We start from the raw sequence: 17,448 nt of genomic DNA, 5'->3' as shown, positions 1-17,448 counted from the left end.
GAATGTAACGGACCGTTAACGAGCCCCTGTAGCGGGGCAGTTCTCCGCGAAAAAGTAGCGGAGCGTACCCATGGCATTCTCGAAGATTCGCAAGTTCGGCCTCGTTGCGGCCGGCGTCCTCGGCTCCCTCGCGATCGCATCTGCTGCGGATGCGTCGGTAACGATCACCGGTGTGGCATTCGATACGCCCGGCGCCATCGCCGGCACGCTGACCTATACGCCGCCGCGGCCGGATTATGTGGTGCGGACCGATATCGGCCGGCTCGCGCTGACGACCAGCACCGGCGATACGCTGCTGAGCTACTGCATCGATATCTTCCACGGCCTCACGACCGGCACGTTCGATGCGGCCGCGATCACCACGACGAGCCTCACCGCCACGCAGATTTCGCAGCTGAGCGCGCTGCTCTCGAACGGCGAGGCGCTGGTGACCGACGCCAACCACTCGGCTGCCGAGCAGCTCGCGATCTGGGAAATCGTGACCGAGGGCAGCAACCGCCTCAACGTATCGTCCGGCGATTTCAGCGTCTCCAACGTCAATCGCTCGGCGGTCACGCTGGCCAATTCCTATCTCGCCAACGTCAATAACGGCACGTGGATCGCCGATCCCAGCCTGTCGCTCGCGGTGTTGAAGGACAGCAACAACCAGACGCAGCTGGTGTGGGGCGCCACGGCCGATCGCGTGATGGGCGCCGTGCCCGAGCCCGCGACCTGGGCGATGATGCTCGTCGGCTTCGGCGCGATCGGCGGCACGCTGCGCCGCAAAAAGCCCGCCGGCCAGACGGTTGCCATATTCGGTTAATCAGGGAGATGCCCCCTTGCGGGGGGCGCCACTCGCGAAAGGGCGGTCCCGAAACGACCGCCCTTTTTTGCGCCCGAATTTCCACGGGCGCCGCGCTGACCGCGCGAATTGTAAACAATGATCACAACGGTTCGTTAACCATCTTTTGTTTTGCGCCGCAACAAGATGAACCTTTACGGACCGTTAATGAGCGCGCGGGGGCGAGCTCGCCGAGATTTGACGTCCGATCGCTCGATCGGACGTGGCGGTAATTCAAAAGGGTGATGCGTAAATGATGTCTCGAATCCAGGGTCTGGCGGTCGCCGTGACGGCGTCCGCGATCGCGATGGCTGCTCCCGCCTCGGCGGCGAGCTTCGTGTTCGACACCACCGGCAGCTTCATCACCAGCGGCGCCGCCACGTTCAGCTCGAACACCGTCGGCGGCACCACGCTCAACGTGCGCGTCAGCGCGTGGCAGGCGACCGACAAGAGCGGCAACACGGATCTGGACGATATCAGTGCGGCCAAGCTCGGCGCGTGGGATGCGGGCCTCGGCGTGATCGGCAAGAACGAGAGCACCAACGGCAACGACCACCAGATCGACAATACCGGCGGCGCGGTGGATTTCGTGCTGCTGCAGTTCGATCAGGCGGTGTCGCTCACCAGCATCTATCGCAACGTCTTCCGGCTCGACGGCAATTCGACGATCGACAGCGACGCGGCCTATTGGGCCGATACGCGCGGCACCCTCGGCACCGATTGGACCAAGGCCATCGCGCTGCAGAATTACGACATTTCGGAAAAGCTGTGGACGGACATCGCCGGGGGCAGCCGGGCGAGCACGGGCACGCTGACCGGCAATTCCGACGTTTATGGCAGCAGCGCCGTACCGACCTCGAACGTGTGGCTGGTCGGCGCGAGCTTCCTCGCGACCGATCGTAACGACGGCTTCAAGATCGCCTCGCTGACGGTGAACTACACGCCGCAGGCAGCGGTTGTGCCGGAGCCCGCGACCTGGGCGATGTTCATCGGCGGCTTCGGCCTGGTCGGCGGCGCGCTGCGCCGCCGCCGTTCGACGGGCGGGCAGATGGTGCGGTTCGGCTGATCGCCGGCTGATCCGAACTGAGACGCGAAAGGGCGGTCCTGCGGGGCCGCCCTTTTTCTTTGATGCGAAAGACAGTTTCCTATCTGTCGTCACCCCGGACTTGATCCGGGGCCCCGCTCATTTCTGGGCGCCGAGAGGAGCGGGATCCCGGATCAAGTCGGCGATGACGATCAGAAGCGCCGCATGACTGTACCCAAAGAAAAAGGCGGCCCCCTTCCGGGAGCCGCCTTTTCTGTTCGCTCGGGGAACGCCCCGCCCGAAGGCGGAGCAATCCGATCAGGCCGCGAGCTTGCGCAGCACGTAGGGCAGGATGCCGCCGTTGAGGAAATATTCCAGCTCGTTGACGGTATCGATGCGGCAGCGCGCCTCGAACGTCTCCTGGGTGCCGTCGGCGCGGGTGAGGCCCACCGTCACCATCTGGCGCGGGCGGAGCGAGGCGACGCCCTCGATCGTGAAGGTCTCGCTGCCGTCGAGCTTGAGCGTCTTGCGATCGACGCCTTCCGGGAACTGCAGCGGCAGCACGCCCATGCCGACCAGGTTCGAGCGGTGGATACGCTCGAAGCTTTCGACGATCACCGCGCGCACGCCGAGCAGGTTGGTGCCCTTGGCCGCCCAGTCGCGCGAGGAGCCGGTGCCATATTCCTTGCCGCCGATCACGACGAGCGGGGTGCCCTGCGCCTTATATTCCTGCGCGGCGTCGTAAATGGCCAGCACGTCGCCGTTCGGGCCCTTGGTCATGCCGCCTTCGATGCCGGGGACCATCTCGTTCTTGATGCGGATGTTGGCGAAGGTGCCGCGCATCATCACGTCGTGGTTGCCGCGGCGCGCGCCGTAGCTGTTGAAGTCCGCCTTCGAGACCTGATGCTCGTTCAGATAGCGGCCGGCGGGGCTGTCCACCTTGATCGAACCGGCCGGCGAGATGTGGTCGGTCGTGATCGAGTCGGCGAAGATCGCCAGCGGCCGCGCCCCGACGATGTCGGTCACCGGCTTCGGCGTCATGCTCATGCCCTCGAAATAGGGCGGGTTGGCGACGTAGGTGGAGGTGGGGTTCCACGTATAGGTGTCGGAGCCGGCGACATCGATCGCCTGCCACTTGCTGTCGCCCTTGAATACGTGGGCATAGCGGGCCGAGAACATTGCGCGATCGATGTTCGCGTCCATCGTGGCGCGGATCTCGTCGTTGGTGGGCCAGATGTCCTTCAGATAGACGTCCGTGCCGTCGGTCGCCTGGCCGATCGGGGTGGTCGTGAAATCTTCGGTGACGGTGCCCTTCAGCGCATAGGCGACGACGAGCGGCGGCGAGGCGAGGAAGTTCGCGCGCACGTCCGGCGAGACGCGGCCCTCGAAGTTGCGGTTGCCCGAGATGACCGAGGCGGCGACGATGTCGTTGCCGTTGATCGCCTTGGAGATCGGCTCGGCGAGCGGACCCGAATTGCCGATGCAGGTGGTGCAGCCATAACCGACGAGGTTGAAGCCGACCGCGTCCAGATCGGCCTGCAGGCCCGACTTGTTGAGGTAATCGGTCACGACCTGCGAGCCGGGGGCCAGCGAGGTCTTCACCCAGGGCTTGGGCTTCAGACCGAACGCCGCCGCCTTGCGGGCGACGAGGCCGGCGGCGACCAGCACGCTCGGGTTCGAGGTGTTGGTGCAGCTGGTGATCGCGGCGATCACGACGTCGCCGTCGCCGATGTCGTGGCTCTTGCCCTCCACCGGAACGCGCTTGGCGCCGTCATGCTTGTAGGTCTTGACGAGGTCGGCGTTGAACACGTCGTCCACCTCGGTCAGGATCACCTTGTCCTGCGGGCGCTTGGGGCCGGCGAGCGACGGCACGACGCTGCTGATGTCCAGCTCCAGCGTGTCGGTGAAGATCGGGTCGGCCATGTCGGCCGAGAGCCACAGGCCCTGCTCCTTGGCATAGGCCTCGGTCAGCGCGATCTGGTCTTCCTCGCGGCCGGTGAGGCGCATGTAATCCAGCGTCTTCTCGTCGATGCCGAAGAAGCCGCAGGTGGCGCCATATTCCGGCGCCATGTTGGCCAGCGTCGCGCGATCGGCGAGGCTGAGCGAGGCGAGGCCCGGGCCGAAATATTCGACGAACCGGCCGACCACGCCGCGCGCGCGCAGCATCTGGGTGCAGGTCAGCACCAGATCGGTGGCGGTGATGCCTTCCTTCAGCGTGCCGGTCAGCTTGAAGCCGACGACTTCGGGGATCAGCATCGAGACCGGCTGGCCCAGCATCGCGGCTTCCGCCTCGATGCCGCCCACGCCCCAGCCCAGCACGCCGAGGCCGTTGACCATCGTGGTGTGGCTGTCCGTGCCGACGCAGGTGTCGGGATAGGCGACCGTGTCACCATTCGCATCGACCGAGGTCCACACCGCCTGCGCGATATGCTCCAGATTCACCTGGTGGCAGATGCCGGTGCCCGGCGGCACCACCTTGAAATTGTCGAGCGCCTTGGATCCCCACTTCAGGAATTCGTAGCGCTCCGAATTGCGCTGATATTCCAGTTCGACATTGTCTTCGAACGCCTGGGGCGTGCCGAACTCGTCGACCATCACCGAGTGATCGATCACGAGATGGACGGGAACCAGCGGATTGATCTTCTGCGCGTCGCCGCCCAGCGCGTTCATCGCATCGCGCATCGCGGCGAGATCGACGACGCAGGGAACGCCCGTGAAATCCTGCATCAGCACGCGCGCCGGGCGATACTGGATCTCGCGCTCGCTGGTCTTGTCGGCCAGCCACTGCACCATCGCCTCGATATCCTCGACGGTGACGGTCACGCCATCCTCGAAGCGGAGCAGATTTTCCAGGAGCACCTTCATCGAGAAGGGCAGGCGCGAAATGTCGCCGATGCTCGCCGCAGCCTTCGCCAGCGAATAATAAGAAACGGTCTTGCCCGCCGCTTCGAGAGTGGAACGTGTCTTGAGCGTGTCCTGGCCAACGGCGGTCATGCGGCGGGGCTCCTTCGTGGATGCTGCGTTGCGATGTTTGCGCGGCGCCTTAGCAACGAGGGGTGCCGGGGGAAAGAGGAGGCAAGGCTTTGATTCCTGCACCTGTCGCGAAGGATTCGTGCACCTGCTAACGCCGGATTTCGCTCCGTTTGGGTGCAAATGCCTATGATGAGGCAGGTCGTCATGCTAATGGTCATAATACCTGTCCAATTTTCGGCGGCTTTCCCCCGTTTTCGCTGAAAGACTACATGAATCGAGTATCGTTCAACGAGGTCATCCGCCTCGTCACAACAGTGTTGTCGGTCGGTGGCCGGTTCGGGCTGACATTCTCCGAGACGGTCGATCGCGTCGAAGGCGCGCTGGAAAGACATTTCGGGCGCTCTCCAAATGGCGAGCGTGAACTCCAGGTGACGGCGCGGGCCTTGCTGCGCGCCCGCTCGCGCCGGTCGGAACTTCTGGGCGTCGAACTTTTCCGTGATCCGGCCTGGGATATTCTGCTCGATCTCTATGCGAATGGGGGTGAGGAAGGGATGATGGTGTCTTCTCTCTGCCATGCCGCCAGCGTGCCGCCGACGACGGCGCTGCGTTACGTCCATAAGCTTATCGAGGTGGGCAATCTGATCTGCGAGGATCATCCGCAGGATCAGCGGCGGACGATGGTGCGCCTGGCTCCGCACATGCCCGAGCGGATCGAGCAGGTGCTTTCGATCCTCCGGAGCGGTTGCTGAGAGAGCGTTAAGGCGCGCTGCGGGCAAATCCGCCGTGCGCGTCGCCGGGCATCTTCGCCATCGTACATCTTCGCCACCGGACATCTTCGAATGTCCATTTCGCTTCCGGGGCCGCGCCGATATGATCGCGCGTCCCAGAGGAGATGGACCTGATGAAACGCCTGGCTGCCGCTTCCGCTTTCGCCCTGCTGCTCGCAACGCCGGGGCTCGCCTCGCTCGCCGTCGGCGCCAAGGCTCCCGATTTCTCGACGCAGGTGAGCCTCGCCGGCAAGCCGATGCCCTTCAATCTGAAGCAGGCGCTGAAGAAGGGGCCCGTCGTCCTCTATTTCTATCCGGCCGCCTTCACCAAGGGCTGCACGATCGAGGCGCATGATTTCGCCGAGGCGACCGCCGACTTCAACAAGGCGGGCGCCACCGTGATCGGCATGTCGGCCGATCCGATCGAGACGCTCAACAAATTCTCCGTCGAGGAATGCCGCAACAAGTTCGCGGTCGGCTCCGCCACCGCCGCGACGATCACGGCCTATGACGTGACGCTGCCGGCCAAGCCCGATCGTTCGAACCGCACCTCCTATGTGATCGCGCCCGACGGCAAGGTGATCTTCGCTTATTCGGCGCTGAGCCCGGAAGGCCATGTCACCGGCACGATGCAGGCGGTGAAGGCCTGGCGCGCCGCGCACCCGAAGGGCTGATCCGGATGGCAAGCGAGGCCGCGGCGCTGATTGCGGCCCTCGGCCTCGCCCCCCATCCCGAGGGCGGCTGGTATCGCGAAACGTGGCGGGCCGATGCGCCTGAGGGTGAGCGGCCGTCGGCCACGGCGATCCTGTTCCTGCTGGAGGCGGGGCAAAGATCGCACTGGCATACGGTCGATGCGGCCGAATTGTGGTTCTGGCACAGCGGGGCGCCGCTCGCGCTGTTGCGCGCGCCCGGCGATGACGGTCCGGTCGAGACGATCCTTCTCGGCCCCGATGTCGCGGCCGGGCAATCGCTGCAGGGGGTGATCCCGACCGGCCACTGGCAGGCGGCCGAAGCGCGCGCGGGCTGGACGCTCGTTTCCTGCGTCGTCAGCCCCGGCTTCCGTTTCTCGGGCTTCGACCTCGCGCCGCCGGAGTGGCGACCGGGATCATAAGGCACATGACGGGCGCTGCTGGCGCGGTCTTCGGTCCGCTGACATCGGATCGTCCGCTCCAGATTTCTGATCTGTTGCGATTTCCGGGAGCGGCAGGTGATTCCACCTGCTTCGAAATCGCTCTAAGGTCGTGGAATGACTGATTTCGCTTCGCTTCTCGTGGCCGATCGCGGCCAGCCCGCGACCATCCTGTACAAGGTCGCCAAATCCGGCTTCGATGCCTGGATGGCCGGGCTTCCCCAGCGCGCGCGCACCGCCGTCGCCGCCGCCCGCTTCAAGGCCGAGCCCGGCAGCCTCGTCATCCTCCAGGGCGACAAGGTGGACGAGTGGAACGCGGCGGTCGGCGTCAGCGAGGAAGGCGGACCCTGGGATCTGGCGGCCGCCGCCCAGCGCCTGCCCGAAGGCCTCTATCGCCTCGCCGCCAAGGAGGAGCCGGGCGAGGCGGCGCTGGGCTGGCTGCTCGCCCAGCATCGGTTCGATGCCTATCGCAGCGCCCCGAAGCCCGAGCCGGTCCGCACCTTGCTGACGAGCGATGCGGCGATGATCCCCGAGGCGATCCGCCTCGCCACCGCGGTCGCGCGGGTGCGCGATATGGTGGATACACCCAGCGCCGACATGGGGCCGGCCGAGCTGCAGGCGGCGGCCGAGGCGCTCGCCCGCGCGAACGGGGCGGCCTGCCGCACGATCCGGGGCGACGCGCTGCTGGAAGGCTTCCCGATGATCCACGCGGTCGGCCGCGCCGCCGCGCGCCACCGGGAACCGCGCCTGATCGAGCTGGAGTGGGGCGATCCCGCGCACCCGCGCATCGCGATCGTCGGCAAGGGCGTCTGTTTCGATTCGGGCGGGCTCGATATCAAGCCGCCGAGCGGCATGCTGCTGATGAAGAAGGATATGGGCGGCGCGGCGCACGCGCTGGCACTGGCCGGGCTGGTGATGGAGAGTCGCCTGCCGGTCTTCCTGCATCTGCTGATCCCGGCGGTGGAGAATGCGATCTCCGCCGATGCCTTCCGTCCGGGCGATGTTCTCAAGAGCCGCAAGGGCCTGCACGTCGAGATCGGCAATACCGATGCCGAGGGCCGGCTGATCCTGGGCGATGCGCTGACGCTCGCCTGCGAGGGTGAGGAAAAGGCGCGCACGGCGCTGGTGATCGATTTCGCCACGCTCACGGGCGCCGCCCGCGTCGCGCTCGGACCCGATCTGCCCGCTCTGTTCGCTAATGACGATGCGCTGGCCGATGCGCTGCTGGCAGGGGGTATCGCCGCGCGCGATCCGCTGTGGCGCCTGCCGCTGTGGGCACCCTATCACGATATGCTCAAGTCCGACGTGGCCGACATCAACAATGCGGGCGCCGGCGGCTTCGCCGGATCGATCACGGCCGCCTTGTTCCTGGAACGGTTCGTCGTGAAGGGCGTGCCCTGGGCGCATCTCGATACCTTCGCCTGGAACCCGGCCGCCAAGCCCGGCCGGCCCAAGGGCGGAGAGGCGCTCGGTCTGCGCGCCGCCTGGGCCATGCTGAAAGCGCGCTTCTCGCCCGACCGATAATCGGCCACCGGTCATCATCCGCCTTCGCCGTCAATCGACCCGGCGATGAAACGATCCTGCCGCTGGGTTGTTAAGCCCGTTCGGGAGGTGGGTCGTTTCGGTAGAGAGGCGTGCTTATGATGCATGATCACACACTGGCAGAGTGGATGCAGACGCTGGTCGGCTATGTCCGATCGGGGAGGCCCGATCTGACCAACCGTCAGATGGCGCTGCTGATGCTCGTTTATCTGACGCCCGGCCCGCATACGGTGCGCGGGCTCGCCCAGGCGCTCGGCGTGTCGAAGCCGGTCGTCACCCGTGCCTTGAACACGCTCGGGGCGCTCGGCTATCTGCGGCGCGAACGGGATGAGGCCGACAGGCGCAACATCTTCATCGCGCATACGGATGTAGGGGCTCAATTCCTTGAAGGCTTCGGAGGTCTCATCGACGGCGACGCGGATCACGCCATCGTCCGTCAGCTGCGTCACGCTTCGGCCTGAACGGGTTCGTCTCGACGGGCCCTCGCGCCCGCTCGATCCGCGCGTCCACGCCTTCCGAAAGGATGTGGCGGATATCGCGCTCGCCGGGCGGCTGTTCGCGCCGCATTATGCCGCGCCCATCCGGTGCCGCCTGACGGCACGCTTCACCCCTGTCCTCGCTGGGCCCGCGACGGATGCCCGCGCCGTCTCGCAACTGGTGCTGGGCGAGGAGTTCGACATATTCGACATCGTCTCGGGCTGGGCCTGGGGGCGCTGCGTCCATGACGATTATGTCGGCTATCTGCCGGCCGATCTGCTGGGGCGGCCCGAGGCGCCGACGCACCGTGTCTCGGTGCCCGTGGCCTTGATGTTCTCGGCGCCCGACATCAAGGCGCCGGTGCTGGATCGCTGGCCGATCGGCGCGCGCTTCTCGGCCGAGGCGGACGGTGCGTTTCTGCGGACCGAGGCGGGTTATATCCACCAGCGCCACGCCTGCGCGATCGGGGCCGCGCGCGATCCGCTGGAGACGGCCGCCGCGCTGATCGGCCAGCCCTATCTGTGGGGCGGGCGCGGGGGCGAGGGGATCGATTGTTCGGGGCTGGTGCAGGTCGCCTGCGATTTCGCGGGGATCGCCTGCCCGCGCGACAGCGACATGCAGCGCGACTCGCTCGGCACGCCGCTGGCGGACGACGAGCCGGTCCGCGCGGGCGACGCGATTTTCTTTCCCGGCCATGTCGGCCTGATGCTGGATGGCGAGCGGCTGATCCACGCCAATGCCTTTGCGATGGCGGTGACGATCGAACCCTTGGTTGACGTGGTGGCGCGACTACATCAGGAGCCCGCACCCATTCTGGCACGACGGAGACTGAAGTGAAGATATTCGTCGATGGCGCCGTCGGCACCACCGGCCTCGAAATCGGCGAGCGGCTGGCCGGCCGCCCCGAGCTTGAGCTGCTGACGTTGCCGGAGGCGCGGCGGAAGGATCCGGCCGCGCGCGGCGATGCGTTGAACGCGGCCGATATCGTGATCCTCTGCCTGCCCGACGATGCCGCGCGCGAGGCCGTCACGCTGCTGGAAGGCTCGTCGACCAAGATCATCGATGCGTCCACCGCGCACCGGATCGCGCCGGGCTGGGCCTATGGCTTTCCCGAGCTGGAGCCGGGCACGACGCGGCAGGCGATCGGCGCCTCGTGGCGCGTGGCCAATCCGGGCTGTTACCCAACGGGCTTCCTCGCGCTCGTCCGCCCGCTGGTGCGCGCGGGTCTGCTGCCGGCCGAGACCTTGCTGTCGGTGAACGCCACCTCCGGCTATTCGGGCGGCGGCAAGGCCATGATCGCGGCATTCGAGGATCCGGCCGATCCCGGCGCGACCGATACGGCATTCCGCACCTACGGCATGAATCTCGGCCACAAGCATGTGCCGGAAATGATGGTGCATGCGGGCCTCGTCCATCCGCCGATCTTCCAGCCGGCGGTGGCGCACGCCTATCGCGGCATGATCGTGGAGGTGCCGCTGCATCTGCACGCGCTGCCGGGCGCGCCGAAGCTGGCCGATCTGCGCGCGGCGCTGGCGGATGCCTATGCGGGCAGCGAGATCGTGCGCGTCATCGCCGACGCCCCACCTTTGCTGACGCTGGAGCAACTGGCGGGCACGGATCGGCTCGATCTGTTCGTTTATGGCGACGAGAAGGCCGGGCAGGCGCGGCTGGTCGCGGCGCTCGACAATCTCGGCAAGGGCGCGGCGGGGGCCGCCGTCCAGAATATGAACCTGATGGCGGGCCTGCCCGAAGCGGCCGGCCTGCGGCTGTAGAGCCGATCGGCACGTTCACGTGCCGTCGTCATTGCGAGCGGAGCGACGCCATCCAGTCCCTCGCTGAGGAACTGGATGGCCGCAGGGCTGCGCCCTTCGCAATGACGATCGGGATTAAAGGCGCTTAGGCATCGACCGCCACCCGGTAGCGCTCCGCCACATCGCGGCGCGACAGGTTCGGCGCCATCGCCTTGCGGGCGGTATCGAATGCGATCCACTGGTCCTCGTCGGCCAGCGGCGGGATCGTGACTGTCTCGCCCTTGTCGAAGCCGACCAAGGCCGCGTCCACCAAGTCGCCCGCTTCCATCACCCATTCGGCGGGGAATGCGTTCACGTCCTTGCCCGAGCGCTCCCAGATTTCGGTGCGCGTGGCACCCGGCAGCACGGCCTGGACGCGCAGCTTGGTATCCGCATGCGCTGCGGCGAGGCCCAGCGTCAGATTGAGCACATAGGCCTTCGAGCCGCTATAGATGCCGTCGAACATCTCGGGCGCCAGCGCGAGAACCGAGGCGATCGTGATGATCGCGCCGCCGCGCGTCACGAAGGCCTTGCCCGCCGCCGAGGCGAGGAGGGTCGGCGCGGTGATGTTGAGCGCGATCAGCCGCTCGATCGCTGGTGCTTCATTGTCGAGCAGGCCGCCGTTCAGCGACATGCCGGCATTGTTCACCAGCAAGGTGATCGCGCCGTCGGTCGCGAGGCGATCGGCCACCTTGGCGACGTCGGCGGCATGGGTGAGGTCGGCGGGAAGCACCTCCACCGCACGGCCGGTCTGATCGCGCAGCGTCGTCGCGAGCGCCTCCATGCGGGCGGCGTCGCGCGCCACCAGAATCAGATCATAGCCGCGCCTGGCCAGCCGATCCGCATAGACCGCGCCGATGCCCGAAGAGGCGCCCGTCACCAGCGCCGTACCCAAAACCTTGTCCGTCATGTCCTTCGTCCTTGACTATCCACCGTGAGTCGGTTGCATAATGATAGGTAGTCACTATCATATTGCAATGGACATGATCGAGGAATTTGAGAAACGCTGCCCCGTCGCGCGCGGGCTGGACCGGGTGGGGGATGCGTGGAGCATGCTGATCCTGCGGGACGCCGGGCTCGGCATCACGCGCTTCGATCAGTTTCGCGCAAGCCTGGGCATCGCGCCCAATATCCTGACGCGGCGGCTGAAGGCGCTGACGGACGCCGGCCTGCTGGAGCGACGGCGCTACAGCGAGCATCCCCCGCGTGACGAATATGTGCTGACGGAGGCCGGGCGGGATTTCCTGCCGGTGCTGCTCGTGATCGGCGCGTGGGGCCGGCGCCACCATGGGAAGGGCGCGCGCCGCATCGCGGATGCGGAGACGGGGCGGACGCTGGAGCCGGTGGTGGTGGATCGCGAGACGGGCCGCCCGATCGAGAGCTTTCGCGTCAGTCTGGTCGATCCGGAGGAGAGCCCGCAGGCCTGACCGGCAGGGGAGGGATGCTGGTGCTGCCGGTGAGGATTGAACTCACGACCTCAGCCTTACCAAGGATGCGCTCTACCACTGAGCTACGGCAGCACGGCCAGCATGGCCTCCCCTGCGGGAGGTGGCGCCTATGGCGAAGCCCGCGCGGAAGGTCAATGGCAAGCAGCACCTTCCCTCGCTATGAAACCGCTCATGGCGAAAGATGATCCCGCACGCGCCGCCCGGCTGGCCGAGGCGCTCCGACAGAATCTGCGCCGGCGCAAGGCGCAGTCGCGGGACGCCGAGGCGGCGACGGAAGGGAGCGAGGCGCCTACAGAGGCGCCACCGCGCGACTGAACCACTCGGCGGCTGCGCCCTCCAGCTGCGGGCCGACCACCTCCGCCACCTTCGCGTGATAGGCGTCCATCCAGGCGCGCTCGGCCGGGGTGAGCAGATCGAGATCGATCAGCGCGCGATCGATCGGGGCGAAGGTGAGCGTCTCGAATCCGAGGATCTTCTTCTCGGCGCCCGGCGCCTCGCGCGGCCCGACCAGCACCAGATTCTCAATGCGGATGCCGTATTCGCCGGTCTTGTAATAGCCGGGCTCGTTCGAGAGGATCATGCCCGCCTGCAGCGGTTCGTCCCCGCCCACGAAGGCCCCGCCCACGGGCGCGATACGCTGTGGCCCCTCATGCACCGCGAGGAAGGCGCCGACGCCGTGGCCGGTGCCGTGCGCGTAATCGAGACCGGCCGCCCACAGGAATTGCCGCGCGAGCGTATCGAGCTGGCCGCCGCGCGTACCCTCCGGGAAGATCGCCGTGGCGAGCGCGATATGGCCCTTCAGCACGCGCGTGAAGCGATCGCGCATCTCTGCCGTTGGCGTGCCGATCGCGACGGTGCGCGTCACGTCGGTGGTGCCGTCCTGATACTGGCCGCCCGAATCGACCAGATAGAGCGAATCGATTTCCAGCGGGCGGTTGCTCTCCTCGCTCACGCGATAATGGACGACCGCGCCGTTGGGGCCTGCACCCGAAATGGTGTCGAAGGAGAGATCGCGCAGGCGGCCCGTCTCCTCGCGGAAGGAGAGCAATTTCTCCTGCGCGGAGATTTCGGTGACGCCGCCCTTGGGTGCCTCGACCGAGAGCCAGTGGAGGAAGCGCGAGAGGGCCGCGCCGTCGCGGGCCTGGGCAGCGCGGTGGCCGGCCATTTCGGCGCCGTTCTTGATCGCCTTGGGGAGGACGGCCGGGTCGCGCAGCGGCAGGATGCGGGCGCCGGCCTGCTCCAGCGTGCCGAAGATGGCGGCGACGGCGCGATCGGGATCGGCGACGATCCTCTTGCCGCCGAGGGCGGAGAGATAGTCGGCGAAGGCATGGCGCGGATGGAGGCGCACGGCATTGCCGAGATGCTGGCGCACCTCGTCGGTGAGCTTGTCGGGCGCGACGAACAGATCGGCGGTGCCGTCCGCCCCGACCAGCGCATAAGCGAGCGCGACGGGCGTGCGATCGACATCGGCGCCGCGCACGTTGAACGTCCAGGCGATCGAATCGAGCGCGGAGAGGACTGCGGCGTCGGCGCCCTGCGCAGTGAGCCAGTCGGCCATTTCGGCGCGCTTCTCAACCGAATTCTTGCCGGCTAGGTCATCGGGCTGGACGACGAGGCGCGCGGCCGAAGGCAGGGGCTTGTCCGGCCACACCGCGTCGACCGGATTGGTTTCGACCGCAATCAGCTCGGCACCCTTGGCGCGGAGCGCCTTCGCGGCCTGGATCACCCAGCCCCGCGTGTGCAGCCAGGGATCATAGCCGATGCGCGCGCCTTCCTTGGCATGCTCGCCGAGCCATTGGGCGACGCTGGTCTGCGGCACGGACTGATAGGACCAGTTGGTGCCGTCGACCTGCTCGCGCACTTGCAGCGTGTAGCGGCCGTCCGTGAAGATGGCGGCTTCGGCGGGAAGGACGACCGCCGATCCGGCCGATCCCTCGAACCCGGTCAGCCAGGCGAGGCGCTGGGCATAAGCGCCGACATATTCGGACATATGCTCGTCGGTGAGCGGCACGACGAAGCCGTCGAGACGGCGGCGGGCGAGTTCGTCGCGCAGGGCGGCGAGGCGATCGGTGTGGCTGGACATGGGGGCAATGTAGGCCCGTCGATTTCCTTCGTCATCCCGGCCTTCGTCGAGGTGGCGGAGGAAGACGTAAGTTTGATTCACGCAGAGACGCGGAGGCGCAGAGATGGTGTGTCCTGCCGCCGCGTAGCGGCCTCCTATCATCGCTCGCTTATGATGAGAGCGCTTCGCGCCGGGCGCACCCTCTCTGCGCCTCTGCGTCTCTGCGTGAATCCTTTTTCTTTCTTCCCTCTGTTCAGGCCAACGTCCGCTTGAACAAAGCGATCGTGCGGTTCCACGCCAGATCAGCGGCCGCCTTGTTGAAGCGGGGCGTGGTGTCGTTGTTGAAGCCGTGTTCGACGCCCGGATAGATGAAGCCCTCGTGGCGGACTCCGGCGGCCGTCAGCGCCTTGTCGTAATCGGGCCAGGTGCCGGCCAGCCGCGTGTCGTTGCCGGCATGCTGGACGAGCAGTTCGGCCTTGATCGCGGGCACGTCCTCCAGCTTCGGCGGGGCGCCGTAGAAAGGGACGGCAGCGCGCAGCGTGGGCACTTTCGTGGCCAGCATGTTCACGATGCCGCCGCCATAGCAGAAGCCGACCGCGCCGAGCTTGCCGGTGCCGTCCGGCAGCGCCTGCGCGTAAGCGGCGGCGGCGAGGAAATCCATCTGCACCTTGGCCTGATCCAGCTTGGGGAACAGCGCGCGGGCCTCGTCCTCCGTGCCCGGATAGCCGCCGAGCGAGGTGAGCGCGTCCGGCGCGACCGCGATGAAGCCGTCCACGGCGAGGCGACGGGCGATATCCTCGATATGCGGATTGAGGCCGCGATTTTCGTGGACGACCAGCACGACCGGCTTCTTCTTTTTGGGCGATGTGCCGGCGGGCTTGGCGACATAGGCCTTGATCGTGCCGTCGCCCTGCGGAGAGGGAATCGTGACCGTCTCCACCGTGATGCGCTTGTCGGCGGGGGCGATCACCTCCGCCGAGGCGAAATCGGGGCTGAGCGCGGAGAGGATCGTGGTGGCGGCGGCGACGGATCCGGTCAGCGTCGTGGCTTTCTCGATGAAGCCGCGCCGGCTGATGCCGCCATGGACGAACGCATCGAACAGATCGAGGATCTCCCGGCTGAAGGCGGTGCTTTCGGGCATCTCGGCCATTTCACTCTCCTCCTTGTCCCGTCATTCCCGCGAAAGCGGGAACCCAGACTTCGCTTCATGACAGTGGTTGGAGGCAGACGGAAGAAGCTGGTTCCCGTTTTCGCGGGAATGACGACGGAGCGAGATCCAATCCTCACCCTTCAGCGGAAGGATATCAGGCACGGCTTGCGGCTGGACGGCGGCATCCCCACAGATAAGCACGATGATGACGCCCGCTGACCTTCCGCCCGCGCCCCGCGCGACCCGCATTCCGCATGAAACGGCCGTCCACGGCATCACGCTCGACGATCCGTATCACTGGCTGAAGGATCCGCTCTATCCGGAGGTGAAGGACGAGGCGGTTCTCTCCTATCTTCGGGAGGAGAACACCTATTTCGAGGCGGCGATGGCGCCGCGCGCCGATCTGGTGGAGGCGATCTTCCAGGAGATGAAGGGGCGGATGAAGGAGGATGAATCCTCCGTGCCGCAGAAGGATGGCGAGTATCTCTACTGGTGGGCCTATGAGACGGGCAGCCAATATCCGCGCCGCTGGCGGAAGCCCGTCGCGGGCGGCCCCGATCAACTGCTGCTGGACGAGGCGGCGGAGGCCGAGGGCAAGGCCTATTTCCGGCTCGCGGCCTTCTCGGTGAGCCCCGACGGACGACTGCTCGCCTGGTCGGCGGACGAGAGCGGGGCCGAGCGCTTCACGCTGCGCATCCGTGATCTGGCGACGGGGGCGGATGTCGAGACGGTCAGCGCCGTCACCAATGGCGGCGTGGTCTGGTCGAGCGACAGCAAAGCTTTGGTCTTCACCGAGGTGAACGACAATTGGCGCAGCTATCGCGCGCGGCTGCACCGGCTGGGCGCCGATCCGGCCGAGGCGGTGACGCTCTATGAGGAAGCGGACGAGGGCTTCCGCGTCGCGGTGGGCGGCACGCAGGATCGCCAGTGGATCCAGATCGCCACCGGCGACAATCAGACCAGCGAGATCCGTATGGTGCCGGCGGGCGATCCGTCGGCGGAACCGCTGCTGGTTTCCCCCCGGCAGGTGAAACGCCAATATTCGGTCGATGCGGCGCATGGAATCTTCTGGATCCTCACCAACGACGATCATGTGAACTTCCGTCTGGCCTCCGCCGATCCGGCGACGCCCGGCGCGTGGGAGACGGTGATCGCCGGATCGGACGATACGTATCTCACGGGCATCGCCAGCTTCGCGCGCCACATCGCGGTCGCGGCGCGGATCGACGGGCTCGATCAGCTTTTGCTCCGCACCTACGAGGGCGACACGCACCGCGTCGCTTTTCCCGAGGCGAGCTACAGCGCGGGGCTGGGCAACAATCCCGAATTTGATCCGGCCGCCTATCGCATCGGCTATTCGTCGATGGTCACGCCCTCGACCGTCTATGATTACCACCCGGCTGAACACAGGCTGGAGGTGTTGAAGGTGCAGGAGGTGCCTTCGGGCTACAATCCTTCGCGCTATGCGACTGAACGGCTGAGCGTGCCGGCACGCGACGGCAAGGCGATCCCGGTTTCGATCGTCTATCCCAAGGGCTTTCCGAAGGACGGATCGGGCAAGGTCTTCCTTTACGCCTATGGCGCGTATGGCCATGCGATCCCGCCGAGCTTCTCCACCGGGCGGCTGTCGCTGCTGGATCGCGGCTGGGCCTATGCGATCGCGCACATCCGGGGCGGCGATGATCTGGGTTACACCTGGTATCTGCAGGGCAAGGCGACCGAGCGCTGGAACACGTTCCACGATTTCTCGGATGCGGCGAAGGGGCTGATCGCCCAAGGCTTCGCGAAAGCCGGCGGGATCGCGATCAACGGCGGCTCGGCCGGTGGCGAACTGATGGGCGTCGTCGCCAATACCGATCCCGATCTGTGGGGCGCGGTGGTGGCGGACGTGCCGTTCGTCGATGTGCTGAATACGATGCAGGACGAGAGCCTGCCGCTCACCCCCGGCGAATGGCCCGAATGGGGCAATCCGATCACCGATCCCGAGGCGTTCAGGCTGATCCTGTCCTACTCGCCTTATGAGAATGTGGCGGCGAAAGCCTATCCGCCGATGCTGATCACGGGCGGGCTCAACGATCCGCGCGTCACCTATTGGGAGCCGGCGAAGTGGGCGGCCCGCCTGCGCGCGACCAAGACGGACGAGGCGCTGCTGCTGCTCAAGATCAACATGGGCGCGGGCCATGGCGGCAAATCGGGCCGCTACGAGGCGCTGCGCGAGCGGGCGGAGGCCTTCGCCTTCGTGATCGATCAGATGGGCGGGTGATCC

Annotated in this window: 16 protein-coding genes and 1 tRNA gene; 12 read left to right on the top strand and 5 right to left on the bottom strand. The window is 66.6% G+C overall.

What is annotated here, in order from left to right; translation table 11 throughout:
• Positions 1–70 precede the first annotated feature (70 nt).
• Positions 71–802: a PEPxxWA-CTERM sorting domain-containing protein gene (locus HL653_RS01420; RefSeq protein WP_171742921.1), complete on the top strand. Its 732-nt coding sequence runs from the start codon at positions 71–73 to the stop codon at positions 800–802.
• Between the two features lie 271 nt (positions 803–1,073).
• Positions 1,074–1,886 (top strand): PEPxxWA-CTERM sorting domain-containing protein, encoded by an 813-nt coding sequence (locus HL653_RS01415; RefSeq protein ID WP_171742920.1) that lies wholly within the window; start codon positions 1,074–1,076, stop codon positions 1,884–1,886.
• A 276-nt stretch (positions 1,887–2,162) separates the two neighbouring features.
• Here HL653_RS01415 and acnA read toward each other — a convergent pair whose 3' ends face one another.
• Positions 2,163–4,838, bottom strand: coding sequence for an aconitate hydratase AcnA (acnA, locus tag HL653_RS01410; RefSeq protein ID WP_171742919.1), 2,676 nt, complete (start codon positions 4,836–4,838; stop codon positions 2,163–2,165).
• A gap of 149 nt (positions 4,839–4,987) precedes the next feature.
• Here acnA and HL653_RS01405 point away from each other — a divergent pair, with 149 nt between their 5' ends.
• The 7 genes from HL653_RS01405 (at position 4,988) to argC (ending at position 10,504) form a co-directional block, all read left to right on the top strand.
• A complete protein-coding gene (locus HL653_RS01405) occupies positions 4,988–5,566 on the top strand; it encodes a hypothetical protein (RefSeq protein WP_171742918.1) in 579 nt (192 codons plus the stop codon).
• 152 nt (positions 5,567–5,718) lie between these two features.
• Positions 5,719–6,258 carry a peroxiredoxin gene (locus tag HL653_RS01400; RefSeq protein ID WP_171742917.1) on the top strand — a complete coding sequence of 180 codons (540 nt, stop codon included), beginning with the start codon at positions 5,719–5,721 and terminating at the stop codon, positions 6,256–6,258.
• Positions 6,259–6,263: 5 nt separating this feature from the next.
• On the top strand, positions 6,264–6,695 hold the full coding sequence (locus HL653_RS01395; RefSeq protein WP_171742916.1) for a cupin domain-containing protein: 432 nt from the start codon (positions 6,264–6,266) through the stop codon (positions 6,693–6,695).
• A gap of 135 nt (positions 6,696–6,830) precedes the next feature.
• Positions 6,831–8,237 carry a M17 family metallopeptidase gene (locus HL653_RS01390; RefSeq protein WP_171742915.1) on the top strand — a complete coding sequence of 469 codons (1,407 nt, stop codon included), beginning with the start codon at positions 6,831–6,833 and terminating at the stop codon, positions 8,235–8,237.
• Between the two features lie 146 nt (positions 8,238–8,383).
• Positions 8,384–8,716 carry a helix-turn-helix domain-containing protein gene (locus tag HL653_RS01385; RefSeq protein ID WP_171742914.1) on the top strand — a complete coding sequence of 111 codons (333 nt, stop codon included), beginning with the start codon at positions 8,384–8,386 and terminating at the stop codon, positions 8,714–8,716.
• 64 nt (positions 8,717–8,780) lie between these two features.
• Entirely contained in the window at positions 8,781–9,569 is a 789-nt protein-coding gene (locus HL653_RS01380; protein ID WP_367613584.1) for an NlpC/P60 family protein, read from the top strand.
• On the top strand, positions 9,566–10,504 hold the full coding sequence (gene argC / locus HL653_RS01375) for an N-acetyl-gamma-glutamyl-phosphate reductase (protein ID WP_171742913.1): 939 nt from the start codon (positions 9,566–9,568) through the stop codon (positions 10,502–10,504). The genes HL653_RS01380 and argC overlap by 4 nt, the downstream gene beginning before the upstream one ends.
• A gap of 124 nt (positions 10,505–10,628) precedes the next feature.
• Here the strand turns inward: argC and HL653_RS01370 are convergent, their stop codons facing one another.
• Positions 10,629–11,432, bottom strand: coding sequence for an SDR family oxidoreductase (locus HL653_RS01370; RefSeq protein ID WP_171742912.1), 804 nt, complete (start codon positions 11,430–11,432; stop codon positions 10,629–10,631).
• A 73-nt stretch (positions 11,433–11,505) separates the two neighbouring features.
• On the opposite strand from HL653_RS01370, the gene HL653_RS01365 reads away from it, so the two are divergent.
• The gene (locus tag HL653_RS01365; protein WP_171742911.1) at positions 11,506–11,949 is read left to right on the top strand and encodes a helix-turn-helix domain-containing protein; all 444 of its coding nucleotides are present in this window, start codon (positions 11,506–11,508) and stop codon (positions 11,947–11,949) included.
• Between the two features lie 18 nt (positions 11,950–11,967).
• Here HL653_RS01365 and HL653_RS01360 read toward each other — a convergent pair.
• Positions 11,968–12,042: transfer RNA gene (locus HL653_RS01360), tRNA-Thr, on the bottom strand.
• Between the two features lie 99 nt (positions 12,043–12,141).
• On the opposite strand from HL653_RS01360, the gene HL653_RS01355 reads away from it, so the two are divergent.
• Entirely contained in the window at positions 12,142–12,285 is a 144-nt protein-coding gene (locus HL653_RS01355) for a hypothetical protein (RefSeq protein WP_171742910.1), read from the top strand.
• On the opposite strand, the gene HL653_RS01350 is transcribed toward HL653_RS01355, so the two are convergent.
• Both HL653_RS01350 and HL653_RS01345 read right to left on the bottom strand, forming a co-directional pair.
• A complete protein-coding gene (locus HL653_RS01350) occupies positions 12,260–14,053 on the bottom strand; it encodes an aminopeptidase P family protein (protein WP_171742909.1) in 1,794 nt (597 codons plus the stop codon). The genes HL653_RS01355 and HL653_RS01350 overlap by 26 nt on opposite strands.
• 232 nt (positions 14,054–14,285) lie before the next feature.
• Positions 14,286–15,182 (bottom strand): dienelactone hydrolase family protein, encoded by an 897-nt coding sequence (locus HL653_RS01345; protein ID WP_216599936.1) that lies wholly within the window; start codon positions 15,180–15,182, stop codon positions 14,286–14,288.
• 205 nt (positions 15,183–15,387) lie between these two features.
• Between HL653_RS01345 and HL653_RS01340 the strand changes: the two genes are divergently transcribed.
• On the top strand, positions 15,388–17,445 hold the full coding sequence (locus HL653_RS01340) for a S9 family peptidase (RefSeq protein WP_171746710.1): 2,058 nt from the start codon (positions 15,388–15,390) through the stop codon (positions 17,443–17,445).
• Positions 17,446–17,448: the final 3 nt, after the last annotated feature.

The organism is Sphingomonas sp. AP4-R1 (assembly GCF_013113735.1).
GTDB lineage: Bacteria > Pseudomonadota > Alphaproteobacteria > Sphingomonadales > Sphingomonadaceae > Sphingomonas_I.
The sequence above is the reverse complement of the archived record's forward strand: the minus strand, read 5'-3'. Positions and strand labels throughout refer to the sequence as shown.